This is a genomic window from Ancylobacter sp. VNQ12 (genome assembly GCF_049445835.1).
Taxonomy (GTDB): Bacteria; Pseudomonadota; Alphaproteobacteria; order Rhizobiales; family Xanthobacteraceae; genus Ancylobacter.
The window spans coordinates 138,144-162,956 of sequence record NZ_JBMSDU010000006.1 but is presented as its reverse complement, the minus strand read 5'-3'; the positions used below and the strand labels follow the sequence as shown (position 1 = coordinate 162,956).

The window sequence follows — 24,813 nt, the reverse complement described above, 5'->3', positions numbered from 1 at the left end:
AACGGCATCGGTGCGCCAACGGGCACGCGCGCTGCTGGTCCGAAGCGGCCCCTATATGCGGCGCAACCTGCTGCTTCCCGCCTTCGCCGCGCTTCTCGCCAGTGGTGTCGCTCTCCAGATGGCCCCGCCGCGTTACGCAGCCGAGGCCCTCCTGCTCGCCGAGGGGCGCGGGGCCGGGGCGATGAGCAGCCGGTCGCAGATCATCTCCTCGCGCGAGTTTGCCCGACAGGTGTTGGAGGGCCGGGACCTGGGCGCTCGCCTGCTGTCGCCCCGACCCGATGCCAGCGGACGCTTCGCGTCGCTGTTCGGCTTGCCGGCTGCGGCGCCGGGCTCGGTCGATTCGCAGACCCTGCGGGCCGTCGAGAAGGGGTTGACGGTAACGGAGCGCCGCGATGGGCAGACCGCGATCAGTTTCATTGCCCCCGACCCGAAGCTCTCCGCCGATATCGCCAACGCCTTCGCCGACAGCTACCTGCGGCTGAGGCAGGAGAAAGGCGCTTTCAACATGGACCCTGCCGGCCCGATCGCGATGGCCGCGCGACCGGCCATGCGGGCGGTGCCTGCCGAGGCGCCGCTGGCGCCATCCCCCCGGGTGATCGGCCTAGCCGCCGCCGCCGCCGCTTTCGGGCTGGTGCTGGCGCTGCAGGCATTCGCCCGGCGCCGGCGCAATAGTGAGCCGGAAGCCTCGGCGACGCCGGCGGTGCCGCAACTGGCGTCCAACGAGCCGACGCAGCATCTTCCGTGGATCGGCGGTGCCAGTAACGACATCGTCAGTGACGAGGAGGCCGCTCCTGCGCCGCGCCGGCGAGTAGCGAGCGATGCCGAACTCGCTGACTTGTCGCGGTTGATCGAGCTGAGGGGCGATGCGGCACGGCTGGTCGTGGTGACGGGGCCCACATCCGACGAGGGAATTGCGCGCTGTGCGCTGTCACTCGGCCGTTCGCTTGCTTCGGTCGAGCGGCGCGTGGTGATCGTCTGTCTCGATATGCTGTCGCCACTCCTGGAGGAACTGACCGCAGATCCTCGCGCGCCGGGCCTCACCGATCTGCTGTTCGGCGTCGCAAGCTTCTCCGACGCCATTCACCGTGAAGCCGCCTCGCGCTGCCATGTCATACCGCCCGGGCGCGGCGCGCGCGACGCGAATGGGCTCATCGCCACGGATCGGCTGACGCTCATCCTCAGCGCGCTGGAGCAGACCTACGACCATGTCGTGGTCGCGGCGCCACCGCTCGGCGGTGCCGAGGGGGCGGAACGGCTGGCCAGTCTCAAGCCGACACTTATTCTGGTGACGCAACCCGGCATGCCGGCCACCGATGCAGTCGAGGCGTTCGACGAACTGGCGGCGGCAGGCTTCAGCGACATCGCCATGGTGACGCTGGCCCCGCCGGATGCCGCGCTTCCCCGCGCGGCCTGACCGACCCGCAATTCAGAGGTTTTCCGGCTTGCGGTCGTATTTCTGCATCCATCGGATCAGCACGCCCGCCGGCAGGATCCAGCCCACGCCCAGCACCACATAGGCGAAGAACTGCCAGGTCGCGGGCAGGGTGGTGACACGCCCCTGCGCCAGCGCCATGGCGCCGAGCGCCCAGCAGATGACCAGCACGAACATCGCGACCGTGCCGATGAACTTGCGCAGGCGCGGGGACAGGCCGGGGCGGGAACTCTTCACGGGCGAACTCCGACAGATGTCGCGGGGCGGTGCTATCCGGTCACGGGACAAAGAGTCTCGTTGCACCCGGCGCCCGGCCTCTATATCGCTCGCCGCGCCGGCACGGAAGCCGACCGGCGCACGGTGCCCGAGGCTGCGGCGTTTCCGGCCGCTGGGGGGCTAGGGATACCGTCACAACGGACGCCCGTGACGGGCGCCTCTGGGAAACGCATTCATGGCCCTCGATCGACTTGCCCTGCCGGACGACGGCATTGCCCACACCGCCGACCACCTCCGGCCGGTGCGGCTGTGGCTCTATGTGGTGGCCGCGATGATCGTGCTCATGGTGGTGGTGGGCGGCGCCACGCGCCTGACCGAATCCGGCCTCTCCATCACCGAATGGAAGCCGGTGACCGGCACATTGCCGCCGCTGAGCGAGCAGGCTTGGCAGGTGGAATTCGAGAAGTACCGCCAGATTCCGCAATACCAGCAGATCAACCGGGGGATGAGCCTCGGCGAGTTCAAGCACATCTTCTGGTGGGAATGGGGCCACCGGCTGCTGGGACGGCTGATCGGCTTCGTCTTCCTGCTGCCCTTCCTGTTCTTCCTCTGGCGCGGCCTGATCGACCGGCCGCTCGGCTGGAAACTGGCGGGATTGTTTGCCCTGGGCGGGTTGCAGGGCGCGGTCGGCTGGTGGATGGTCGCCTCGGGGCTGGTGAACCGGGTCGATGTCAGCCAGTACCGGCTGGCGACACATCTTACGCTGGCTTGCATCATCCTCGCCGCGACCGTGGCGGTCGCCGTGACGCTGAAGCCGACGCAGGATCGGCGGGCGGCACCGCAATGGCTGCGCGGCCACGCCCGCCTGCTCTTTGCCCTCGTGTTGATCCAGATTTTCCTCGGGGGGCTGGTGGCCGGCCTCGATGCCGGGCTGACCTACACGACCTGGCCGCTGATGGACGGGCACCTTGTGCCGCCAGTGGCGGATTTGCTTGTGCAGCAGCCGGTTTGGCGGAATTTCTTCGAGAATGTTCTCACCGTCCAGTTCAACCACCGGCTCGGCGCCTATGTGCTGCTGGCCTTCGCACTGGGGCACTGGCTGAGCGCACGGCGGCTGCGTGGCGCGGTCAGCCGGCGAGCCCTGCTTATCCTGGCGCTGGTCTCGGCGCAGGCCTCGCTAGGGATCATGACGCTGGTGCACCAGGTGCCGATCGACATCGCGCTGGCGCATCAATTCGGCGCCACGCTCGTCTTGATCGCGGTAACGGTACATCTGGTGCGGCTGCGTCAGGAGGCTTGAACCCCGCTCCGCCCCCCCCTTCAATGGGGGCGGAGCCTATTCCGCCGCGCTGCGCGGCTTGAGAGGGCGGCGGGCCAGCACCTCGGCAAGGAAGCGGCCGGTGTGGCTGCGCTCGGCCTTGGCGACCACCTCCGGCGGGCCGGCCGCGACGATCTCGCCGCCGCCGTCGCCGCCTTCCGGACCGAGATCGATCACCCAGTCCGCAGTCTTGATGACCTCGAGATTGTGCTCGATCACCACCACCGTGTTGCCCTGCTCGACCAGTTCGTGCAGCACTTCGAGCAGCTTGGCGACATCGGCGAAATGCAGGCCGGTGGTCGGCTCGTCGAGGATGTAGAGCGTGCGCCCGGTCGCCCGGCGCGACAGCTCCTTGGAGAGCTTTACGCGCTGCGCCTCGCCGCCAGAGAGCGTGTTCGCCTGCTGACCGACCTTGATGTAGTCGAGACCGACGCGCGACAGCGTCTCCAGCTTCTCGCGCACTGCCGGCACCGCCTTGAAGAACTCCGCACCTTCCTCGACCGTCATGTCGAGCACGTCGGCGATGGATTTGTTCTTGAAGGTGACATCCAGCGTCTCGCGATTGTAGCGCTTGCCCTTGCAGACATCGCAGGTGACGTAGACGTCGGGCAGGAAGTGCATCTCGATCTTGATGACGCCGTCGCCCTGGCAGGCCTCGCAGCGCCCGCCCTTCACGTTGAAGGAGAAGCGGCCCGGCCCATAGCCGCGCGCCTTGGCTTCCGGCAGGCCGGAAAACCATTCGCGGATCGGCGTGAAGGCGCCGGTATAGGTCGCGGGATTCGAGCGCGGCGTGCGGCCGATCGGCGACTGGTCGATGTCGATGACCTTGTCGAGGTGCTCCAGACCCTCCAGCCCGTCATGCGCCAGCGGCGGCTCGGAGGCGCCGTTCAGCCGGCGCGCGACGGCCTTGTAGAGCGTGTCGACCAGCAGGGTGGACTTGCCGCCGCCCGACACGCCGGTGACGGCGGTGAACAGACCGAGCGGGATTTCCGCCGTGACGTTCTTCAGATTGTTGGCGCGGGCATTGACCACGCGCAGCATGCGCTTGCGATCCGGTTTGCGGCGCTTGGGCACAGGGACGGTGAGTTCGCCGGTGAGATATTTTCCCGTCAGCGAGTTCGGGTTGGCGAGGATTTCCTTCGGCGTGCCCTGGGCGACGATGCGTCCGCCATGCACGCCGGCGCCCGGTCCGACATCGACCACATAATCCGCCGCGAGAATGGCGTCCTCGTCATGCTCGACCACGATTACCGTATTGCCGAGATCGCGCAGCCGCCGCAGCGTGCCGAGCAGGCGCTCATTGTCGCGCTGGTGCAGGCCGATGGAGGGCTCGTCCAGCACATAGAGCACGCCGGTCAGGCCCGAGCCGATCTGCGAGGCAAGGCGGATGCGCTGGCTCTCGCCGCCGGACAGGGTGCCGGAGGCGCGGGCGAGCGTGAGATAGTCCAACCCGACATCGAGCAGGAAGGCGAGGCGTTCGCGGATCTCCTTGAGAATCCGCACCGCGATCTCGTTCTGCTTGTCCGTGAGCTGGCCGGGCAGCGAGCCGAACCATTCCAGAGCATTGCGCACGGAGAGCTGGGCAGCCTCGCCGATGTGCCGGCCGGCGATCTTCACCGCCAGCGCCTCGGGCTTCAGTCGGTAGCCATGACAGGCGGCGCAGGGCACGGCGGAGAAATATTTGCCGATCTCCTCGCGCGCCCAGTCACTCTCGGTCTCGCGCCAGCGCCGCTCCAGATTGGTGATGATGCCCTCGAAGGTCTTCGAGGTCTCATAGGCGCGTATGCCGTCGTCATAGACGAAGCGGATGGCCTCGCTGCCCGAGCCGTGCAGGATGATGTCCTGCGCTTTCTGCGGCAGGTCCGCCCACGGCACGGAGAGCTTGAAACCGTAATGGCGAGCGAGGGCATCCAGCGTCTGGCCGTAATAGGGCGAGGATGACTTCGCCCAGGGAGCGAGGGCGCCCTGCTTGAGCGAACGTGCCTTGTCCGGCACCACGAGGTCCGGGTCGATCTTGCTCTCATGGCCCAGCCCGTCGCACACCGGGCAGGCGCCGAACGGGTTGTTGAATGACAATAGCCGCGGCTCGATCTCGGAAATGGTGAAGCCGGAGACCGGGCAGGCGAATTTTTCCGAGAACAGGATGCGGCGGGCATCGCCGCTCTCTTCCTTCTCGTCGGCGAATTCGAGCACGGCGATGCCGTCGGCAAGGCCGAGCGCGGTCTCCAGCGAATCCGCCAGGCGGCTGGCGATGTCCGGGCGCACGACCAGGCGGTCCACCACCACGTCGATGTCGTGCTTGAACTTCTTGTCGAGCGCCGGCGCATCGGCGATCTCATAGAACTCGCCATCGATCTTGACGCGCTGGAAGCCCTTCTTCTGGAACTCAGCCAGTTCCTTGCGGTACTCGCCCTTGCGCCCGCGCACCACCGGCGCCAGCAGGAACAGCCGGGTCTTCTCCGGCAGTAGCAGCGTGCGGTCGACCATCTGGCTGATGGTCTGGCTCTCGATCGGCAGGCCGGTGGCCGGCGAATAGGGCACGCCGACGCGTGCCCAGAGCAGGCGCATGTAATCGTAGATCTCGGTGACGGTGCCGACCGTGGAGCGCGGATTCTTCGAGGTGGTCTTCTGCTCGATGGAGATGGCCGGCGACAGGCCGTCGATCTGGTCGACGTCCGGCTTCTGCATCATCTCCAGGAACTGGCGCGCATAGGCCGACAGGCTCTCGACATAACGCCGCTGACCCTCGGCATAGATGGTGTCGAAGGCGAGCGATGATTTGCCGGAACCGGAAAGGCCGGTGAACACGACCAGACTGTCGCGCGGGATTTCGAGGTCGACGTTCTTGAGATTGTGCTCGCGCGCGCCGCGTATGGTGATCGAACGTGCGTCGCGGCGCGGGAGGTCCACGCGGTCCTTCATTCCGAGCTCTTTTCGCCGGTAAGTGTCAAACGGGCGGCTATACCGCAATTCTCATCGCGGGGCGGCCGCCCGTCCCGGCGAAGCTCAGAAACCCTGCCACGAAAAGCCGTGCCACATGGCGCCAAGGCCAGCGGCGGCGATCAGTCCAGCCGATACGGCCAGGATGGCCCGACGGATCATCGTCTGGCGGGCGTCCTCCAGCTGGAGGGCGATGGCACGGGCACGACGGCGACTGCGCGGATCGTTGTTCATGGCACGACGCTCTGTGTTGTTCACGTCGATAACATAGTGCTCGTCCTGCGCTGCGCAATCGCGCGAATCCGTATGTTGTGCCGAGCTAGCCACAATGCTAGGAACATAACAAGAACATTATTTGGAAATGAAGCGCTGGGCGACGGCGGCGGGTTCCCTGGTGCCGGCGGCAATGTGTGGACAAGCAAGCGGCGGGGTGCGCGGGACCGCGCCAGTGGGATAGAATGCAATCTTTGATAGAGCGCGCGCCGCGGCGGGCGTCCGGATTTCGGAGGATGTTATGGCGGGCAGCGTCAACAAGGTGATCTTGGTCGGCAATCTGGGTCGCGATCCGGAAGTGCGTACGTTCCAGAACGGCGGACGGGTCTGCAATCTGCGCATCGCCACCTCCGAGACCTGGCGCGACAAGGCCTCCGGTGAGCGCCGCGAGCGCACCGAGTGGCACAGCGTCGTGATCTTCAACGAGAACTTGCTGCGCGTGGCCGAGCAATATCTGCGCAAGGGCAGCAAGGTTTATATCGAGGGCCAGCTGGAGACGCGCAAGGCGAGTGACCAGTCCGGCGGACCCGAGCGCTATTTCACCGAAGTCGTGCTGCGCCCGTTCCGCGGCGAATTGACTATCCTCGACAGCCGCAGTGGCGGTTCGGAAGGCGGCGGCGATGACTTCGGCACCGGTGCCGGCGGCAGCGACTTCGGTGCGAGCGGCGGCTATTCCGGCGGTGGTTCCAGCGCCTCCTCGGGCGGTGGGCGCTCCTTCGGCGGCAGCGACCGCAAGCCGGCCTCGGTCGGCGGCGGCAAGTTCGGCGGCGGCGGTGGCGGCGATCTCGACGACGAGATTCCATTCTGATCCACGCCGGCGGCGCGGGATTCCGCCCTGGGTGGGATCCACGTCGCCATCGCCTGATGGGCCAGGATGCCCCGTCAGGCGAGAGCGGTAGTCTCGCCTGCGGACGTGTCAACACACGCAAACGTGGCCTCTCGGTCGCCGATCAGCTCAAGAAGCCGGCGCGGATGCCGTCCATCACGAACTGCACGGCAAGTGCCGCCAGCACCACACCGAGCAGGCGCGACAGGATGGCGTTGCCGGTGACGCCGAGCCAACGATTGACCCGCTCGGCGGTGAGGAAGACGGCGAGGCAGCTCGCCAGCACCAGCAGGGTGATGACGAACAGCACCGCGAGCCGCGCGGGGTCGCGCTTGGCTTCGCCGGCCAGCAGCAGCATGGCGGTGATGGCGCCGGGCCCCGCCATCAGCGGGATGGCGAGGGGAAATACCGCCAGCATGCGCAGCGCCTGCTCACGCAGCGAGGCCTCGCTGGCGTCGAACTTGCGCTCGGTGCGGCGGGCGAACACCATTTCGAACGAGATGGTGAACAGCAGCAGCCCGCCGGCGATACGGAAGGCGGGGAGGGTGATGCCGAGCGCGGCGAGCAGCGGCGCACCGGCCAGCCCGAACAGCACCAGGATAGCGAGCGCGATCGCACAGGAGCGCAGCGCGACGAGGCGCCGCTCACTGGTCGATAGGTCGCTCGTCACCGCCACGAAGATCGGCGCCAGCGCGATCGGGTCGATCACCACCAGCAAGGTGACGGCAGCGGAGAACACATAGTCGAGCATGGGTGCATCCTGGCCGCGATCCCATGATCTGCACATGCGCGGGGCCGGCGCGCAAGTGCTCGGTCGGGGTCTCGCGGGTGGCGGCTGTCGCGCCGTGCGGAGGTCCGCAACGACGGCGCTGGAGTACCTTTGCGCCACGCTTCCGCCATGTTTCTCCACAGGCGGCAAAACAATCGCATAACGTGTTGATTTATAATATGTTTTAAGGTCACCGAAATGCCGCCCGCGCTGGCGCTTGCCTGCGGAATCGGCTAGACAGGGCTACCTGTTCGGCAACTGCGGAAAGTGGTTCCTTGTCCGATTCCGATACTTTGAAGCCGGAGGGCGGCGGTCCTTCGGACATCCGGCCCGTCTCGATCACCGAAGAGCTGTCGCGCAGCTATCTCGACTACGCGATGAGCGTGATCGTCTCGCGTGCGCTGCCCGACGTCCGCGACGGACTGAAGCCGGTGCACCGGCGCATCCTGTTCTCCATGGCCGAGAACAACTACACGCCCGAGCGGCCCTACAACAAATCCGCGCGCGTCACTGGCGACACGATGGGCAAGTACCATCCGCACGGCAATCAGGCGATCTACGATGCGCTGGTGCGCCTGGCGCAGGATTTTTCCATGCGCCTGCCGCTGATCGACGGGCAGGGTAACTTCGGCTCCGTCGACGGCGATCCGCCCGCGGCCGAGCGTTACACCGAAGTGCGCCTCGCCAAGCCGGCAATGACGCTGCTCGACGATCTCGACAAGGACACCGTCGACTTCCAGGAGAACTATGACGGGCGCGAGCAGGAGCCGACCGTGCTCCCCGCCCGCATTCCCAACCTGCTGGTCAACGGCGCCGGCGGCATCGCCGTGGGCATGGCGACCAATATACCGCCGCATAATCTCGGCGAGGTGGTCGATGCCTGCGTCGCGCTGATCGACGATCCCGAGATCGACATCGAAAAGCTGCTGGAGCACATCCAGGGGCCGGACTTCCCGACGGGCGCGTTCATCCTCGGCCGCAGTGGCATTCGGCAGGCCTATCTGACCGGCCGCGGCTCCGTGGTGATGCGCTCGCGCGCCACCATCGAGGAGTTGCGCAAGGACCGCGATGCCATCATCGTCACCGCCATTCCCTATCAGGTGAACAAGGCGACGATGATCGAGCGCATCGCCGAGCTGGTGCGCGAGAAGCGGCTGGAAGGCATCGCCGAGATCCGCGACGAATCTTCGCGCGAGGGCCTGCGCGTGGTGTTCGAGATTAAGCGCGACGCCCAGGCCGACGTCGTGCTGAACAATCTCTACCGCATGACGGCGCTGCAGACCTCGTTCGGCGTCAACATGGTGGCGCTGAATGGCGGTCGTCCGGCGCTGATGACGCTGCTCGACCTGCTGACTGCCTTTGTCGCCTTCCGCGAGGATGTCGTTAGCCGACGCACTAAATTCCTGCTGCGCAAGGCACGCGACCGGGCGCATGTCTTGGTTGGCCTCGCCATCGCCGTCGCCAACATTGACGAGATCATCCATACCATCCGCACCTCGCCAGATCCGGCAACCGCCCGTGAGGCGCTGATGACGCGCCACTGGCCCGCCATGGATGTGGCGCCACTGATCGCGCTGATCGACGACCCGCGCCATCTCCTGGCCGAGGACGGCACCTACCGGCTCTCCGCTGAGCAGGCCCGCGCCATTCTCGAACTGCGCCTGCAACGCCTCACCGCGCTCGGCCGCGACGAGGTGGCGGACGAGCTCGACAAGATCGCCGTGGAGATCCGCGAATATCTCGACATTCTCGGCAGCCGGGAGCGCATCCGTACCATCATCAAGGACGAACTCCTTGCGGTGAAAGCGGAATTCGGCACCCCCCGCAAGACCGAGATCATCGAGGCGGAAGGCGATTTCGAGGATGAGGACCTCATCGCCCGCGAGGACATGGTCGTCACCGTCTCGCATGCGGGCTATGTCAAGCGCGTGCCGCTGTCGACCTATCGGGCACAGAGGCGCGGCGGCAAGGGCCGCTCCGCCATGCAGACCCGCGACGAGGATTTCGTCACCCGGCTGTTCGTCGCCTCGACGCATGCGCCGGTGCTGTTCTTCTCGTCCAAGGGGCAGGTCTACAAGCTCAAGGTCTGGCGCCTGCCCATCGCGGCACCGCAGGCCCGCGGCAAGGCACTGGTCAACATCCTGCCGCTGGACGCCGACGAGCGCATCACCTCGATCATGGCGCTGCCGGACGAGGAGACATGGAGCCGGCTACAGATCATGTTCGCCACCACCGGCGGCACGGTGCGGCGCAACGAGCTGTCCGACTTCACCAATGTCAACCGCAACGGCAAGATCGCCATGAAGCTGGAAGAGGGCGAGGCGATCGCCGACGTCCAGCTCTGCACCGAGCAGGACGATGTGCTGCTCACCAGCGCACGGGGACAGTGCATCCGCTTCCCCGTCACCGAGGTCCGCGTGTTCAAGGGCCGTGATTCCATGGGCGTGCGCGGCGTGCAGCTGGAAGAGGGCGACAAGCTCATCTCCATGGCGATCATTCGCCATATAGAGGCGAGCGCCGAGGAGCGCGCAGCCTATATTAAGCTGGCCAATGCGGTACGCCGTGCGCAGAGCGGCAGCGAGACCGGCACGGATGAGGCCGAGCCCGCGGTCGAGGCCGATGCCGAGGAGGCGGTCGCCGCCCCGGCCGACATCGATCAGGCACGCTACGTGGAGATGGGTGCGGCGGAGCAGTTCATCCTCACCGTCTCGGAGAACGGCTACGGCAAGCGCACCTCGTCCTTCGAGTATCGGACCACGCGGCGCGGCGGCAAGGGCATCGTCGCCATGGCGGTGAACGAGCGCAACGGGCCGCTGGTCGCCTCCTTCCCGATCGAGGAATCCGACCAGATCATGCTGGTGACCGACGGCGGCCAGCTCATTCGTTGCCCCGTGAACGGCATCCGCATCGTCGGCCGTGGTAGCCAGGGCGTCATCGTGTTCGACACCGCCGCCGACGAGAAGGTGGTTTCGGTCGAGCGGGTGACCGAGGAAGAGGGCGAGGACGCGGACGAGGGCGGCGAGGGCTGACCGCGTCCGGCACGCTCCAGATGACAGTGGCAATCGCGACGGCGCCCCGGGTGGCGCCGTCGCAGTTTCACGCAGCCGTCTCAATTCAGGTTTCCACCGGTGGTGAACAGCGGGATCAAGGGCATGCGTCGCATCTGCGTCTTCCTCGGCTCGAATGGCGGCCGCCGCACGGCCTATATGGACGCCGCCACCGCGCTCGGGACGCTGCTGGCCCGCGAGGGCATCGGCCTCGTCTATGGTGGCGCCTCGGTGGGGCTGATGGGGGCGCTGGCCAATGCGACACTGGAGGCCGGGGGCGAGGTCACAGGCATCATCCCGCAGCGGCTGGTGGAGAAGGAGATCGCCCATCGCGGACTGTCCGACCTGCGCGTCGTCGGCTCCATGCACGAGCGCAAGGCGCTGATGGCCGAATTGTCGGACGGCTTCGTCGCGCTGCCGGGCGGTATCGGCACGCTGGAGGAGCTGTTCGAGGTGTGGACCTGGGCGCAACTCGGCAGCCACGGCAAGCCCTGCGCCCTGCTCAACACCGACGGCTATTACGACCCCATGCTGAGCTTTCTTGACCATACGGTCGAGGAGGGGTTCATGCGCCGCGCGCATCGCGACATGCTGCTGGTGGCGCAATATCCCGAGCAACTGCTGGCGCGGATGCGCGATTACCGGGCGCCCAACGTCATCAAATGGATCGAGCGCGGCGAACGGTGAGCGGCGCAGACGCGCCTCGTCGCTTGCGTCAAGGCGCCGACGCGGCTAACGCTTTCCGCGCAATGAGAGACGGCTCATGAGCGCGACGCGCATCGCCTTCTATCCCGGTTCGTTCGACCCGCCGACCAACGGCCACCTGGAAGTCGTCCGCGCCGCCGCGCGCTTGGTCGACCGCCTCGTCGTCGGCGTCGGCATTCATCCCGGCAAGACGCCGCTGTTCACGGCGAGTGAGCGGCTTGACCTGCTGCGCGAGGTGTTCGCGCCGATCGCCGCGGAGGCGGGGGCCGCGCTCGACTGCGTGACCTTCGACAATTTGGTGGTCGACGCCGCCGAGGAGCAGGGCGCCAGCCTGCTCATTCGCGGCCTGCGCGACGGCACCGATCTCGACTACGAGATGCAGATGGCCGGCATGAACGCCACGCTGAAACCCGGCGTGCAAACGGTTTTTCTGCCAGCCTCGCCCATTGCCCGCCCCATCACCGCCACTCTGGTCAGGCAGATCGCCGCCATGGGAGGCGATGTTTCCCCCTTCGTGCCACCCGCTGTGCTGATCCGGCTCAAGGCCCGCTTCGGCCATGCCGGCTAGGCACGGGTGCCCGCCCGCCTTCGCTCAACGGAGTTCATATCGATGATCCGCAGCCTTTTCGCCGCTCTGGCCCTGACTGTCGCGCTGGCGCTGCCGGCGATGGCGCAGGCGCCGAAGCTGCCGCCGAATGTCGACCCGCAGAACACCATCATCATGGACACCACCAAGGGTCCGGTGATCTTCGTGCTGCGCAACGACCTTGCCCCCCAGCATGCCGAGCGCATCAAGACGCTGGCGCGCGAGGGTTACTACAATAACGTGCCGTTCCACCGCGTGATCGAGGGTTTCATGGCCCAGACCGGCGACGGCCAGTACGGCAACGGCACGGGAGGCTCTCGCTACCCCAACCTGCCGGCGGAATTCTCCAACGTGCCGTTCAAGCGCGGCACGGTGGGCATGGCCCGCGCTTCCAGCCCGAACAGCGCCAACTCGCAGTTCTTCATCACCTTCGGCGACGCCTCGTTCCTGAACGGCCAGTACACCGTGATCGGCCAGGTGGTCTCCGGCATGGAGAATGTCGACAAGATCAAGCGCGGCGAGCCGGTACAGAACCCCGACAAGATCGTCTCGATGAAGGTCGCCGGCGACAAGTGATCGCGTTCGCGCGCCACTGATTCCAGAATTTCCAAGGAGGTATTCATGTCTGACACCGCCAATTTCCTGCTGCTCGAAACCACGCAGGGCCCGGTCAAGATCAAGTTCCGCCCGGATCTCGCGCCCGGCCATGTCGCGCGCATCGCCGAGCTGGCCTCGTCCGGCTTCTATGACGGCGTGGTGTTCCACCGCGTGATCGAAGGCTTCATGGCCCAGACCGGCGATCCCACCGGCACCGGCCGCGGCGGCTCGGGCAAGAACCTGAAGGCGGAATTCAACAAGGGCCGGCATGTGCGCGGCGCCGCCTCGATGGCTCGCGCTCAGCATCCCGATTCCGCCGACAGCCAGTTCTTCATCGTCTTCTCCGACGCCTCCTTCCTCGACGGCCAGTACACCGTGTGGGGCGAGGTCGTTGAAGGCATGGAGAATGTCGACAAGATCAAGCGTGGCGAGCCGGTGCAGAACCCCGACAAGATCGTCAAGGCGAGCGTCGCGGCCGCCTGATCGGGCCACAACGAACAAGGCGTCATCCCGGACGTGCGCGAGCACGCTCCGGGATCGCTGTTTCTGGAACACTCAATCCCATGCGTGTCGACCTGTTCGATTTCGAGCTCCCGCCCGAGCGGATCGCGCTCCGGCCCGTCGTGCCGCGCGATGCGGCTCGCCTGCTCGTGGTGCGTCCCGGCACGGCGCGGGAATTGACCGACGCCCATGTCCGCGACCTGCCGGAGCTGCTGGCGCCCGGCGACGCGCTGGTGGTGAACGATACCCGCGTCGTGCCGGCGCGGCTCGACGGCATCCGCCGGCGTTCCTCCTCGCAGGGCGCGGGCGTGCAGGTGGAGGCGATGCTGCACAAGCGCATCGGTCCCGATAGCTGGCTCGCGCTGGCGCGCCCCGGAAAGCGGCTGGCGCCCGGCGACACCATCGAGTTTGCGCCGCCGCAAGGTGCACAGCGCCTCGTCGCGGTGCTGGAGGACAAGGGCGAGGGCGGCGAGGTGACGCTGCGCTTCGCGCTGTCGGGCCCCGCGCTCGACGCCGCCATCGCCGCCATCGGCCATATCCCGCTGCCGCCCTACATCGCCGCCAAGCGCGCCGACGATGCGCAGGATCGCGCCGACTACCAGACCATCTTCGCCAGCCATGAAGGCTCGGTCGCCGCTCCCACCGCCGGGCTCCATTTCACGCCGGAACTGATTTCCCGGTTGGAAGCGCGCGGCGTCGAGACTCACCGCGTGACACTCCATGTCGGCGCCGGGACGTTCCTGCCGGTGAAGGGCGACGACACCAGCGGCCACCGCATGCATGCCGAATGGGGCGAGGTTTCCGCGCAGACTGCCAATGCGCTGAACGCGGTGAAGGCACGCGGCGGGCGGGTCGTCACCGTCGGCACCACGGCAACGCGGCTGATCGAGAGCGCGGCATCCGAGGATGGCACGCTCGCGACATGGCGCGGCGAGACCGACATCTTCATCACGCCCGGCTATCGCTTCCGCTTCATCGACGGCATGCTCACCAATTTCCATCTGCCCCGCTCGACGCTGGTGATGCTGGTCGCCGCCTTCATCGGCCATGAGGCGCAGAAGCGCGCCTATGCCCACGCGGTTGCGACCGGCTACCGCTTCTATTCCTATGGCGATGCCTGCCTTTTGCTGCCACAAGCCCGCCCATGACCGACCAGACCCCGACAGACTTCCATTACCGCCTGAAGGCCACCGACGGCGCTGCGCGCCTCGGCGAGGTCGTGACCCCGCGCGGCATCGTCAACACGCCGGCTTTCATGCCGGTAGGCACCGCCGCCACGGTGAAGGGGATGTACCCTCATCAAGTGCGCGAACTCGGCGCCGACATCGTGCTCGGCAACACCTATCATCTGATGCTGCGCCCGAGCGCCGAGCGCGTCGCGGAACTCGGCGGGTTGCATGAATTCATGCGCTGGCCGCACCCGATCCTCACCGATTCCGGCGGCTTCCAGATCATGTCGCTGGCGGCCCTGCGCAAGATGAACGAGAAGGGCGTCACCTTCCGCTCGCATATCGACGGCGCCTATCACGAGCTCTCGCCCGAGCGCTCGGTGGAGATCCAGGGCCTGCTGGGTTCTGATATCCAGATGCAGCTCGACGAGTGCGTGCGGCTGCCCGCCAGCCGGGAAGAGATCGCCCGCGCGCTGCGCCTCTCGCTGCGCTGGGCCGAGCGTTCGAAGAAGGCATTCGAGAAACAGCCGAAGGGCCGGGCTCTGTTCGGCATCGTGCAGGGCGGCGACGATGCCGAGCTGCGCGAGGAATCCGCGCGCGGCCTGGTCGATATCGATTTCCCCGGCTATTCCATCGGCGGGCTCGCGGTCGGCGAGCCGCAGACGGTGATGCTGGCCATGATCGAGGCGGTGAACCCGATCCTGCCCGTTGGCAAGCCGCGCTATCTCATGGGGGTCGGCACGCCCGACGACATCATCGAGAGCGTGGCGCGTGGCGTCGACATGTTTGACTGCGTGATGCCGACCCGCGCCGGCCGCCATGCGCAGGCCTTCACCCGCTTCGGCAAGATTAACCTGAAGAATGCGCGCCACGCCAATGATCCGCGTCCGCTCGACGAGGAGAGCGATTGCCCGGCCGCGCGCGACTATTCCCGCGCCTATCTGCATCACCTCATCCGTTGCGACGAGATGCTGGGCTCCATGCTGCTGACCTGGGTCAATCTCGCCTATTACCAGAGCCTGATGAAGGGCATCCGCACCGCGATCGGGCAGGGGCGCTTCGAGGCGCACAAGGCCGAGGTGAAGGAAGGTTGGGCGAAGGGCGACATTCCCGCCCGCTGATCGCCGCACGTGGCCGCGCGCATCGCCCCGAAAAGTCATGGCCGGACCTTTCAGCCCGGCCGTCCAACTGCTCTGGGGGAGAGGAGCATGGATGCCCGGCGCGAGGCCGGGCATGACGTCGGTTCGGCGGATCAGCCGTGCAGCTTGCCGGCGATGGTCGCGACATGCTTGCCCTGGAAGCGGGCGCCGTCGAGCTCGACCTGCGAGGGCTGACGCGAGCCGTCGCCATCGGTGATGGTCGAGGCGCCATAGGGCGAGCCGCCCTTGATCTCGTCGACGCCCATCTGGCCCTGGAAGGCATAGGGCAGGCCCACGACGATCATGCCGTGATGCAGCAGAGTGGGGATGAAGCCGAGAATGGTGGATTCCTGCCCGCCATGCTGGGTGGCGGAGGAAGTGAACACCGAGCCGACCTTGCCAACCAGCGCGCCGGTGAACCACAGGCCGCCGGTCTGGTCGATGAAGCTGCGCAGCTGTGAGGTCACCGTGCCGAAGCGGGTGCCCGATCCGAAGATGATGGCGTCGTAGTTCTTCAGCTCGTCGACCGTCGCGATCGGAGCGGCCTGGTCGAGCTTGAAGTGGCTCGCCTGGGCGATCTCTTCCGGCACAGTCTCGGGAACGCGCTTCACGTCGACGCTGGCACCGGCCTCGCGGGCGCCCTCGGCAACCGCATGGGCGAGGGACTCGATGTGACCGTAGGAGGAATAATAGAGGACGAGAACTTTGGCCATGTGACCCACTCCTTGCATCGGATTGCCGGGCCGCCGCGCGGCGCCGCCCGAATTCATGGGGAAAGCTAGTCCCGCCCCGGAGCCACCGGAAGCGGTATGATCGACAGGGCGATCTTGCGATAATGCAATGTGGCAACCGAGCGGGGGAATGGGAAACCTGCTTGTCCCGTCCTGTATGCGGACCGATGTCCCTGAGCTGTGCGTGAGGACCGGCATGGAACATCGGCCGGCTTGCCATCAGCGCGTGAAACCCTTAAGCCCCCTGACGTGGGAGCCCGTAGCTCAGCCGGTAGAGCACGTGACTTTTAATCATGGGGTCTCGGGTTCGAATCCCGACGGGCTCACCACCTTACAAGTCTTTAATACTGCTTACATATCCACCATCGGCGCGACCTCGCAGAATGAGAAGATGCGACGTTTCGTAGGGGCGCGCACGGTCGCACATGCGACTTCTGTTCTCAGACGCAATGATTCTGCTCGTCCATCAGGGACGGCAGTCGGCTCATGTCGCTTCTTCCACCACCGCGGCTCGGTGAAATCGGCTGTTGCCGCTCTGGTCGTGTCAAGTCACGGCATTGCCGGCGCGGGCAATGGCGGCCTGGGGGGGGGGGCCGGGCCATAAGCCATGGCGAGCGGCTCCTGTGGATGGAGCCAGAATGCGCCGGGGCGGGCAGGGGCGACCGTAGAGCGTCTTTGCTTGCCTTCCGGCTACGCTTTACATCTAGCTGAGCGGCCACCAAACTCGCCGCGAAAATCAAGCTGAGGCCACCGTCTTCCATGCATTCTCGTCTTCATTACCGCGCCCACATCGATGGGCTGCGCGCTATAGCGGTGCTCGGCGTCGTCATTTTCCATTTCGGCGCGACCTGGCTGCCCGGAGGATTTATCGGGGTAGATGTATTCTTCGTCATATCTGGATTTTTGATATCTAAATCATTATACCGAGATATATTGGATGGAACATTCTCTCTTTCCGCTTTCTATGAGCGGCGCGCTAGACGCATAGCGCCAGCCTTCATTGCTGTTACGCTTTTAACCAGCATAGCAGCATTCTTTATATTATACCCTTGGCAGTTGTCGTCATATTCCGTATCGGTGATGTTTTCATCACTATTTTCAGCAAATATATATTTCTACTTGAAATCGGACTATTTCGCCCCCGCCGCTGAGGAGCTTCCCTTGCTCCATTATTGGTCGCTCGGTGTAGAGGAGCAATTTTATATATTCTTTCCGTTTATCGTCATCTTGTGTTGTAAATTCGCCCGGCGCGCGCTACCTCATGTATTGCTGGCACTGTTCTTAGCGTCGCTGGTTGCGTGCGAGGTATTCATAACGCGCGATCCGTCGGCGGCGTTCTATCTGCTACCATTCCGTGCATTCGAACTGCTGATCGGCGCCATGCTGGCGCTGCCGGCGGTGCGATTTACTGAAAGCCAGACGATGGGGGCGGCTGCGGTTACCGCCGGCACGGCCCTTATCCTGGTCGGCATGATGTTATTGACGAACAAGTCTCACTTCCCAGGGGCCACAGCACTCGTGCCCTGCATAGGCGCTGCGCTGCTGATTTGGGGAGGCGAGCGATCGGAGAACATTCCCGCAAAGCTACTCAGCACGCCCGTCATGCGGTTCTTCGGCCAGATCTCGTATTCGCTCTATCTCGTGCACTGGCCGCTTGTCGTCTTCTCGCGGATGCTCTGGCCTGATCTGAGTGGGCTTGTCTTCCTCATCGGCGGTTGTGCCGCGTCTGTCATTCTAGGTTGGCTCTCCTGGAAATTCGTAGAGCAGCCGCCGCGTCGAAAAGGGGGATTGTTCTTCCCGCGGCGAGCGATATTAGGCCTGACGGCAGCCGCAATGGTCACTTTCATTGGCGCCGCCGGCGTGATCCGGATGGCAAACGGCTTTCCCGGGCGCATGGCGGTCGAGGTGCAGCAGATTCTCGCATTCGGCAATTATGCCTATCAGCCGGTCTTTCGCGAAGGCACCTGCTTCCTTCGGCCGGAGCAGGGCCCCGCAGATCTGGATACCATTTGTCTATCCGAGGATCGCCCGGACGTTGTACTGTGGGGCAGCAGCCATGTTGCGCAGTTTTTTGGGGGGCTGGAGCCCGCCCTCCGCAAACGTGGATACGCCTTGGGGCAGATCACCGGTTCCGGCTGTATACCACTCGTCGACTACGATAACCCACAACGGCCGAATTGCCGGGCACTCAACGCTTTTGCACTCGAGTGGATACTCGCCAACCGTCCGTCGATTGTCGTGATGGGTGGCGATCCAATTACTGATCCGGTCATGCTCGCCCTGTTCGATGCCTCCGTGCAAAAGCTGCACAAGGCTGGTATCGACGTTGTCGTACTTGGTCCTGTTCCCTATTTTCGACGGACGGTACCTGTCATCCTGGCCGAGCGGCTGGGCCGGGGAGATAACGACATGATGTCCGACGGCGAGCTTCTTCCGATCTCTTCTGCCGCTGATAAGTTCCTGGCTGACTATTATCGAACGCATTCCGACGCGCGCTATATTTCGTTCATCGAGGCGATGTGTCCGAACACGCGGTGCAGGCTTGAAGTGGGGATGAAGCCACTTCACTTTGACACGGTGCACTTCACCGCGATTGGCTCGGAATATTACGGCAGCAGGATTGTCGATCTGATAATAAACAGGCATTGAACGGTCGGCTCAGATGACCTCTCTGCTGGTCTCAAACTATCCTGTTTCCGTCGATACAAGCGTTAAAATATCGCACCGCAGGTGCCGAGAAATCCGCACTTCTGGCAAGCGCGAGGTTCACACTGTAAATGAGTGTAGGGGCATTGATAAACAGAGGGATGACGGTCTGCCCGGTGTAAAGAGCAGATCTTCCAATTCGCGCGTGGGCGGCCGGACCGCACCTTCGAGTCGCCCCCCATCGGATGCGCTCGGCCCGGCCCACGCGGCGCAGCACTAGGGGCGTGGCCCACCCTTCACTTGCTCGTCATTCTCTCCAGCGTCTTGATGATGAACTGATGGAACTTGTCCATCGTGTCGATGCTGGTGTGGCTGATGTTCGGATCGCCCGACAGGTCGAAATTCTCCAGCTGGCCAGTATAGCCCGCTACCGCACTGACCGGCTTGCCGAAGCCATCCTGCGCCCAGAAATTATAGAACACAGCGACGTTCTCCGGCACCGGGCCCGGATCAGTGGCATCGAAGGTGACGCCGAACACGATCGGGATGTTCTGCGCCTGCACGGTGGTGGCGACATCGATGACCGCATTGGCGCCGAGCGAATGGCCGATCACCACCACCGGGCCTGTGTGGCCGTTCTGGAAGCGGGTGGAAATCTGCTGCACCACCTTCTGCGCCTCGTCCCAGCCGTAGATCTCGGCGGTATAACCCTGCTCGACCAGTTCCTGCGACAGGCTGTCCATGCCGAGCGAGAATACGCCGAACAGGCCGCGCAGAAGATAGACATGGGTGTCCACGCGCGTCGGCAGCGGGCCATTGCCCTTCTGCGTCACCGGGGCGGCGGCCCATGGCGGGCGCGGCGAGGTCTGGGCGAAGGCGCCCTGTCCGGCGAGGAGGCCGGCCAGCAACAGAACGGCGGCAAGGAAAAAGCGCGGCAGTTTCATTCCATCCCCCCGAGGCGCCGGGCGTTTCCATCCGGTACCGGCGCCCCCACATAGAAGCGGGAGCGCGCGAACCTGTCCACCGCTCCCACCGACTCTAATACCATCGCATCCCGCTGGAGAAGAACTCATGGTGACGACCGAGGCGCATGTGCCCACAAGCCATGGCAGCCGCTATCTGCAACAGCTCTGCAAGCACTGGGCGCACAAGCTGGAGGTGGCGTTCACGCCCGAACATGGGAAGGTGAAGCTGCCCGATGGCGCCGTAGCCGACATGCGCGCGGCGGCCGACGCACTCGAGGTGCGCCTTACGGCGCCGGATACGGAGATCCTCGAGCGGATGAAGGGCGTCGTGGCCCGACATCTCGACCGCTTCGCGTTCCGCGAGGCACCGTTACCCTTCGAGTGGCGGGATGGGGTCTAGCCGCCCGACCGACGGATGCGGAACACCAGCGGCAGCGCCGCCGTCTCCTGTCCCTCCAGTTCGTCGCCGAGCTGGCGCACGAGATGGGGAATGTCGATCACCGTCATCGGATCGGTGCATTCGACGACGAGCCGGGTACCCGGCGCGGCACGCTCCAGCGCCCGGCGGGTGTGCAAGGCGGGCAGGGGGCATTTGAGCCCCCTGAGGTCAAGCCGGACCGGCTGATCCGGCGCGGTCTCACGATCGCTGGCCTGCATGTTCGCCATCTCCTCCCACCCTGCTAGGACGGCTTCCCCGCGGCGGCAAGTGGAAAGCGCGATCGCATCATGCGCCGGGCCGGCTTGACTTCGTGTCTCCCGGACACGAACTGGAACAGTAGGAACGGGGAGGCGAGGATGCGGCTGATCGGCTTTGCGGGATGGAGTGGCGCCGGCAAGACCACGTTGCTGGCGCGGCTGATCCCGGCGCTGGTGGCGCGGGGGCTCGCTGTCTCCACCATCAAGCACGCGCACCACAATTTTGATATCGACAAGCCCGGCAAGGACTCCCACACGCACCGGCTCGCCGGGGCGAGCGAGGTGCTGGTCGCCTCCGCCAATCGCTGGGCGCTGATGCATGAGCTGCGCGGCGCGCCGGAGGCGGAACTGCCGGAGCTGGTGGCGCATCTGTCCGAGGTCGACATCGTGCTGGTCGAGGGCTTCAAACGCGACCACCACCCCAAGATCGAGATCCACCGCGCTGAGGTCGGCAAGCCGTTTCTTCATCCCGACGATCCCTGTATCGTCGCCATCGCTTCGGATGCAGCCTTGCCGGAGGCGTCGCTGCCGGTGCTGGATCTGAACGACATCGAGGCGATCGCCGACGCGGTGGAGCGGCATGCCGCGCCGGCAGCGACGATAGAATGGCGGCCGGTCGATCAGGCCGTCGGATAGTGCCTCAGGATTTGCTCCGCCTCGGCGAGGTCGCCCGGAGTGTTCACGTTGAAGAACGGGTCATAGGGCTCGGCGGGCCACTCCACCGTCGCGGTGCCGGCCCGCTCCAACCAGCCATCGACCCGGCGAATGCCTTCATCCACCAGCAGACGCCGAAGTTCGTGGCGGGACGCCACTGGCCACACGCCTATGACGCCATGTATCCGTCCGCCGGAGGAAGCGCAGGCAGAGCCGGCGCGCCCTGTCGCAGCGGCGAGGCGGGCGACGAGATCGTCCGGCAGGAAGGGGCAGTCGGCCGGGACGGTGAGAACATGGCGGACGTCCGGATTGTGCACTGCTGCATGGTCGAGACCGGCGAGAATGCCGGCCAGCGGCCCTGGCGCGTCGGGAACGCTGTCCGGCACCAGCGGCAGGTGGAGGCCGAAGCGCTCAGCCGGGCCGTTGGCGTTGAGCCATAGCTCACTCACCTGCGGGCCGATGCGGCCCACGATGCAGGCGAGGATGGCTGTCCCCGCCAGCCGCTTCAGCGCCTTGTCGCCCCCGCCCATGCGGCGCGACAGCCCGCCGGCGAGGACGAGGCCAATCGGCTTGACCCTCATGAGGTCGGCCGGGTGAGCAGATAGGCGGAGACCGCGACGAAGGTCACGGCGATGATGCCGAGCACCGGCACCGACAGGCCCATCAGCACCAGCACGCCGAAGCTGCCGGCCATGCTGCCGGTGGCGACGAACTGCGCCCAGCGGGGCACGGCGCCGCTCTGACGCCAGGCGACGACCGACGGGCCGAGGCGCGGATGGGTGAGCAGCCAGTTCTCGAAGCGCGGCGAGGAGCGTGAGAACAGCCAGGCGGCGAGGATGAGAAACACGGTGCCAGGCAGGCCGGGCAGGATGATGCCGACAATGCCGATGCCGACGCATACCCAGCCGAGCGTGAACGTCACCCAGCGCGCGGGTGACGCAGCGGAAGACATCATGCGTCGCTTTTCGTCGGTCGGGTTCATCGAAGCCGCGAGGGCAAGTCTTTCCATGGTCGTCATGCAATAATCAGCCGGCGCTCAGGAGATTCACGGCGACGTCTCGCTCAAAGATATGTAGCAAAATCCGCAGCGCCACTCCACGTTCCCCGATCAGATCGGAATCGTTCTGAACGATATCTAGCGCCTCCGCCCGCGCCCGCGCGAGCAGGTCGCCATGTACATCCAGCCGGGCGAGGCGAAAGCCCGGGAAGCCGCTCTGGCGCGTGCCCAGCACGTCGCCCTCGCCGCGCAGCCGCAGATCCTCCTCCGCCAGGAAGAAGCCGTCCTCCGAGGAGCGCAGCGCTTCCAGCCGCTGACGGGCGACCTCGCCGAGCGGGCGGCGATAGAGCAGGATGCAGGTCGAGGCAGCATCGCCTCGGCCGACCCGCCCGCGCAGCTGGTGCAACTGGGCGAGGCCGAAGCGCTCGGCATGCTCGATGACGATGATGCTCGCTTCCGGCACGTCGACGCCGACCTCGACGACGGTCGTCGCCACGAGGAGCTGGGTCTCGCCGGCCGCGAAGGCGGTCATGGCGGCGTCCTTCTCCGCGCCCTTCATCTTGCCGTGCACGAGGCCGACCTTGTCGCCGAAATGCATGCGCAGCTCGGCGAAGCGGGCCTCGGCGGCGGCGAGGTCGGAATTCTCCGATTCCTCGACCAGCGGGCAGATCCAGTAGGCGCGCCGTCCCTCTGCCAGCGCCGCGCCGAGCCGGGCGACGATTTCGTCGATGCGGTCGGAGGGAACGGCGCGGGTGTCTATGGGTTTTCGTCCGGCGGGCTTCTCGCGCAGCTCGCTGGAATCCATGTCGCCGAAATAGGTCAGCACCAGCGTGCGGGGAATCGGCGTCGCCGTCATTACCAGCACATCCACCGCCTCGCCCTTGGAGGCGAGCGCGAGGCGCTGGTGCACGCCGAAGCGGTGCTGTTCGTCGACGATGGCGAGGGCGAGATCGCGGAAGGCGACGCCCTCCTGGAACAACGCATGGGTACCGATGACCAGATCGACCTCGCCCTGCACCAAAGCGGCCAGTAGAGCTTCGCGCGCGCGCCCCTTCTCGCGGCCGGTGAGCAGCGCCACGCGCAGCCCGGCGGCCTCGGCCAGCGGAGCAATGGTCTTCATGTGTTGGCGGGCGAGGATTTCCGTCGGCGCCATGATCGCGGCCTGCCGTCCGGCCTCGATCACCGTGGCGGCGGCGAGCAGCGCGACCACCGTCTTGCCCGAGCCGACATCGCCCTGCAGCAGGCGCAGCATGCGGTCGTTGGAGCCGATATCGGCGCGGATGGCGGTGAGCGCCGAGACTTGCGAGCCGGTGAGCGAGAAGGGCAGGGCGGCCTCGATGGCGCGCGCGATCCGCCCATCGCCGAGGCTGGGGCGCCCGACCTGCTTCGTTGTGCGCGCCCGCACCAGCGCCAGCGCCACTTGTCCGGCAAGAAGTTCGTCATAGGCAAGGCGACGCCAGGCCGGGCCTTCGGGCGCGGCATCCAGCGTGTCGTGCGGCTGGTGCACCTTGCGCAGCGCTGCGTGGAAGCTCACAGGCGGTGTCCCGCGCTGCCATTCGGGTAGCTCGCCGGTATGGCCGAGCGCTGCTTCAACCGCGCGGCGCACATGGCCATGGCCGAGCCCCTCCACCAGCGGATAGACCGGTTCTATCGGCGGCAGCTTGGCCAACCCGGCGGCGTCGACCACCCGGTCGGGATGCGTCATCTGCGCCATGCCGTCGTAAAGCGTGACGGTGCCGGAGATCCAGCGGGTCTCGCCGATGGGGAGCAGCCGCTCCATCCAGCTGCGCTCGGCCTTGAAGAAGGCGAGCACGATGTCGCCTGTCTCGTCATGGGCGTAGACGCGGTAAGGCGCGCGCGAGCCGCGTGGGATCGGCACGTGGCGGTCGACGATGATTTCCAGCGTCACCACCGTGTCCGGCACCACTTCCGACAGAGTTGGGCGCGCGCGCCTGTCGATGGTGGAGGCGGGCAGGTGCATCAGCAGGTCGAGTATGCGCGCGCCATCCTCCCGCCCGAGCAGGCGGTTGAACGGCTTGACCAGCTTCGGGCCGATGCCGGTGAGGCTGGTGATGGGCGCGAAATAGGGGTTGAGAATGTCGGGCCGCATGATGCGGGGAAGGTGAACGAAGGCGGCGCGCGGCGCAACGTGGCAGGGCAGGTTGGATGTGGAGGGGGGCACCTCGGTTTTGTGTCAGTGAGGCCATTGCCAGCCCCCGCCCAATGCCTACCTGACAGCGGACGCGTGGCGCGCTAAACACACCGCTTTCCATGGCCTTGAGCCATCGGAGCACAGGACCCATATGACCGGAACAACCCGTTCGAGCGCGGGGCTCGATGCCCGCCGCCGCCGCATTCTCTACCGCTCCTGGCACCGCGGAACCCGCGAGATGGACCTGCTCATGGGCCGTTTCGCTGATGCCCTCATCGGCGATCTGAGCGAGGACGAGGTCGCCGACTTCGAGCTGCTGATCGAGGTCGAGGACCCAGACCTGTTCGGCTGGCTGAACAGCGGGCAACCCGCGCCCGAGTTCGATACCCCGATCTTCCACCGCTTCCGGCAGTTTCATTTGTCGGGCGAGGGCGTTCCCGAGATATGAAGACCG

24 protein-coding genes and 1 tRNA gene are annotated in these 24,813 nt (G+C 65.9%); 15 read left to right on the top strand and 10 right to left on the bottom strand.

All coding sequences use genetic code 11. From position 1 onward, the window contains the following. Nucleotides 1-10 precede the first annotated feature (10 nt). On the top strand, nucleotides 11-1,414 hold the full coding sequence (locus ACO2RV_RS11140) for a lipopolysaccharide biosynthesis protein (RefSeq protein WP_423292849.1): 1,404 nt from the start codon (nucleotides 11-13) through the stop codon (nucleotides 1,412-1,414). 12 nt (nucleotides 1,415-1,426) lie between these two features. On the opposite strand, the gene ACO2RV_RS11135 is transcribed toward ACO2RV_RS11140, so the two are convergent. Further along, nucleotides 1,427-1,669, bottom strand: coding sequence for a DUF2842 domain-containing protein (locus ACO2RV_RS11135; RefSeq protein WP_423292847.1), 243 nt, complete (start codon nucleotides 1,667-1,669; stop codon nucleotides 1,427-1,429). A gap of 214 nt (nucleotides 1,670-1,883) precedes the next feature. Here ACO2RV_RS11135 and ACO2RV_RS11130 point away from each other — a divergent pair, with 214 nt between their 5' ends. Next, nucleotides 1,884-2,948, top strand: a complete 1,065-nt coding sequence (locus tag ACO2RV_RS11130; RefSeq protein WP_423292845.1) for a COX15/CtaA family protein — start codon at nucleotides 1,884-1,886, stop codon at nucleotides 2,946-2,948. 36 nt (nucleotides 2,949-2,984) lie between these two features. Here ACO2RV_RS11130 and uvrA read toward each other — a convergent pair whose 3' ends face one another. Then, nucleotides 2,985-5,888, bottom strand: a complete 2,904-nt coding sequence (gene uvrA / locus ACO2RV_RS11125) for an excinuclease ABC subunit UvrA (RefSeq protein ID WP_423292843.1) — start codon at nucleotides 5,886-5,888, stop codon at nucleotides 2,985-2,987. 84 nt (nucleotides 5,889-5,972) lie between these two features. Further along, nucleotides 5,973-6,140, bottom strand: coding sequence for a hypothetical protein (locus tag ACO2RV_RS11120; protein ID WP_423292841.1), 168 nt, complete (start codon nucleotides 6,138-6,140; stop codon nucleotides 5,973-5,975). Between the two features lie 280 nt (nucleotides 6,141-6,420). On the opposite strand from ACO2RV_RS11120, the gene ssb reads away from it, so the two are divergent. Next, nucleotides 6,421-6,987, top strand: a complete 567-nt coding sequence (gene ssb, locus ACO2RV_RS11115; protein WP_423292839.1) for a single-stranded DNA-binding protein — start codon at nucleotides 6,421-6,423, stop codon at nucleotides 6,985-6,987. 142 nt (nucleotides 6,988-7,129) lie between these two features. Here ssb and ACO2RV_RS11110 read toward each other — a convergent pair whose 3' ends face one another. After that, on the bottom strand, nucleotides 7,130-7,756 hold the full coding sequence (locus ACO2RV_RS11110; RefSeq protein ID WP_423292837.1) for a MarC family protein: 627 nt from the start codon (nucleotides 7,754-7,756) through the stop codon (nucleotides 7,130-7,132). Between the two features lie 293 nt (nucleotides 7,757-8,049). On the opposite strand from ACO2RV_RS11110, the gene gyrA reads away from it, so the two are divergent. From gyrA to tgt, 7 genes are all read left to right on the top strand, one after another. After that, complete coding sequence (gyrA, locus tag ACO2RV_RS11105; RefSeq protein ID WP_423292835.1) at nucleotides 8,050-10,803, top strand: DNA gyrase subunit A; 2,754 nt, start codon at nucleotides 8,050-8,052, stop codon at nucleotides 10,801-10,803. A gap of 123 nt (nucleotides 10,804-10,926) precedes the next feature. Then, the gene (locus ACO2RV_RS11100; RefSeq protein WP_423292833.1) at nucleotides 10,927-11,508 is read left to right on the top strand and encodes a TIGR00730 family Rossman fold protein; all 582 of its coding nucleotides are present in this window, start codon (nucleotides 10,927-10,929) and stop codon (nucleotides 11,506-11,508) included. A 76-nt stretch (nucleotides 11,509-11,584) separates the two neighbouring features. Then, nucleotides 11,585-12,094 carry a pantetheine-phosphate adenylyltransferase gene (coaD, locus tag ACO2RV_RS11095; protein ID WP_423292831.1) on the top strand — a complete coding sequence of 170 codons (510 nt, stop codon included), beginning with the start codon at nucleotides 11,585-11,587 and terminating at the stop codon, nucleotides 12,092-12,094. A gap of 42 nt (nucleotides 12,095-12,136) precedes the next feature. Then, nucleotides 12,137-12,688 (top strand): peptidylprolyl isomerase, encoded by a 552-nt coding sequence (locus ACO2RV_RS11090; RefSeq protein WP_423292829.1) that lies wholly within the window; start codon nucleotides 12,137-12,139, stop codon nucleotides 12,686-12,688. A 45-nt stretch (nucleotides 12,689-12,733) separates the two neighbouring features. After that, entirely contained in the window at nucleotides 12,734-13,192 is a 459-nt protein-coding gene (locus tag ACO2RV_RS11085; RefSeq protein WP_423292827.1) for a peptidylprolyl isomerase, read from the top strand. An 80-nt stretch (nucleotides 13,193-13,272) separates the two neighbouring features. Continuing rightward, nucleotides 13,273-14,358: a tRNA preQ1(34) S-adenosylmethionine ribosyltransferase-isomerase QueA gene (gene queA / locus ACO2RV_RS11080; protein ID WP_423292825.1), complete on the top strand. Its 1,086-nt coding sequence runs from the start codon at nucleotides 13,273-13,275 to the stop codon at nucleotides 14,356-14,358. Next, on the top strand, nucleotides 14,355-15,500 hold the full coding sequence (gene tgt / locus ACO2RV_RS11075) for a tRNA guanosine(34) transglycosylase Tgt (RefSeq protein ID WP_423292823.1): 1,146 nt from the start codon (nucleotides 14,355-14,357) through the stop codon (nucleotides 15,498-15,500). Before queA ends, tgt begins: the two co-directional genes overlap by 4 nt. Before the next feature lie 131 nt (nucleotides 15,501-15,631). Here tgt and wrbA read toward each other — a convergent pair whose 3' ends face one another. After that, on the bottom strand, nucleotides 15,632-16,231 hold the full coding sequence (gene wrbA / locus ACO2RV_RS11070; RefSeq protein WP_423292821.1) for an NAD(P)H:quinone oxidoreductase: 600 nt from the start codon (nucleotides 16,229-16,231) through the stop codon (nucleotides 15,632-15,634). 271 nt (nucleotides 16,232-16,502) lie between these two features. Here wrbA and ACO2RV_RS11065 point away from each other — a divergent pair. Both ACO2RV_RS11065 and ACO2RV_RS11060 read left to right on the top strand, forming a co-directional pair. Continuing rightward, nucleotides 16,503-16,578 (top strand) — tRNA-Lys (locus tag ACO2RV_RS11065). A 430-nt stretch (nucleotides 16,579-17,008) separates the two neighbouring features. Continuing rightward, nucleotides 17,009-18,898 carry an acyltransferase family protein gene (locus ACO2RV_RS11060; protein ID WP_423292819.1) on the top strand — a complete coding sequence of 630 codons (1,890 nt, stop codon included), beginning with the start codon at nucleotides 17,009-17,011 and terminating at the stop codon, nucleotides 18,896-18,898. Between the two features lie 293 nt (nucleotides 18,899-19,191). Here the strand turns inward: ACO2RV_RS11060 and ACO2RV_RS11055 are convergent, their stop codons facing one another. Beyond that, complete coding sequence (locus ACO2RV_RS11055; protein WP_423292817.1) at nucleotides 19,192-19,839, bottom strand: alpha/beta fold hydrolase; 648 nt, start codon at nucleotides 19,837-19,839, stop codon at nucleotides 19,192-19,194. Nucleotides 19,840-19,966: 127 nt separating this feature from the next. Between ACO2RV_RS11055 and ACO2RV_RS11050 the strand changes: the two genes are divergently transcribed. Continuing rightward, nucleotides 19,967-20,260 carry a DUF2218 domain-containing protein gene (locus tag ACO2RV_RS11050; RefSeq protein ID WP_423292815.1) on the top strand — a complete coding sequence of 98 codons (294 nt, stop codon included), beginning with the start codon at nucleotides 19,967-19,969 and terminating at the stop codon, nucleotides 20,258-20,260. Here ACO2RV_RS11050 and ACO2RV_RS11045 read toward each other — a convergent pair. After that, nucleotides 20,257-20,517 carry a sulfurtransferase TusA family protein gene (locus tag ACO2RV_RS11045; protein WP_423292813.1) on the bottom strand — a complete coding sequence of 87 codons (261 nt, stop codon included), beginning with the start codon at nucleotides 20,515-20,517 and terminating at the stop codon, nucleotides 20,257-20,259. The two genes, ACO2RV_RS11050 and ACO2RV_RS11045, sit on opposite strands and share 4 nt — an antisense overlap. Before the next feature lie 138 nt (nucleotides 20,518-20,655). On the opposite strand from ACO2RV_RS11045, the gene mobB reads away from it, so the two are divergent. Beyond that, on the top strand, nucleotides 20,656-21,192 hold the full coding sequence (gene mobB / locus ACO2RV_RS11040; RefSeq protein ID WP_423292811.1) for a molybdopterin-guanine dinucleotide biosynthesis protein B: 537 nt from the start codon (nucleotides 20,656-20,658) through the stop codon (nucleotides 21,190-21,192). Here mobB and mobA read toward each other — a convergent pair. From mobA to recG, 3 genes are all read right to left on the bottom strand, one after another. After that, nucleotides 21,177-21,791 (bottom strand): molybdenum cofactor guanylyltransferase MobA, encoded by a 615-nt coding sequence (gene mobA / locus ACO2RV_RS11035; protein ID WP_423292809.1) that lies wholly within the window; start codon nucleotides 21,789-21,791, stop codon nucleotides 21,177-21,179. The genes mobB and mobA overlap by 16 nt on opposite strands. After that, nucleotides 21,788-22,165 (bottom strand): YbaN family protein, encoded by a 378-nt coding sequence (locus ACO2RV_RS11030; protein WP_423292807.1) that lies wholly within the window; start codon nucleotides 22,163-22,165, stop codon nucleotides 21,788-21,790. Before ACO2RV_RS11030 ends, mobA begins: the two co-directional genes overlap by 4 nt. A gap of 70 nt (nucleotides 22,166-22,235) precedes the next feature. After that, nucleotides 22,236-24,317 (bottom strand): ATP-dependent DNA helicase RecG, encoded by a 2,082-nt coding sequence (recG, locus tag ACO2RV_RS11025; RefSeq protein ID WP_423293002.1) that lies wholly within the window; start codon nucleotides 24,315-24,317, stop codon nucleotides 22,236-22,238. A 193-nt stretch (nucleotides 24,318-24,510) separates the two neighbouring features. On the opposite strand from recG, the gene ACO2RV_RS11020 reads away from it, so the two are divergent. Beyond that, nucleotides 24,511-24,807 (top strand): succinate dehydrogenase assembly factor 2, encoded by a 297-nt coding sequence (locus tag ACO2RV_RS11020; protein ID WP_423292805.1) that lies wholly within the window; start codon nucleotides 24,511-24,513, stop codon nucleotides 24,805-24,807. Nucleotides 24,808-24,813: the final 6 nt, after the last annotated feature.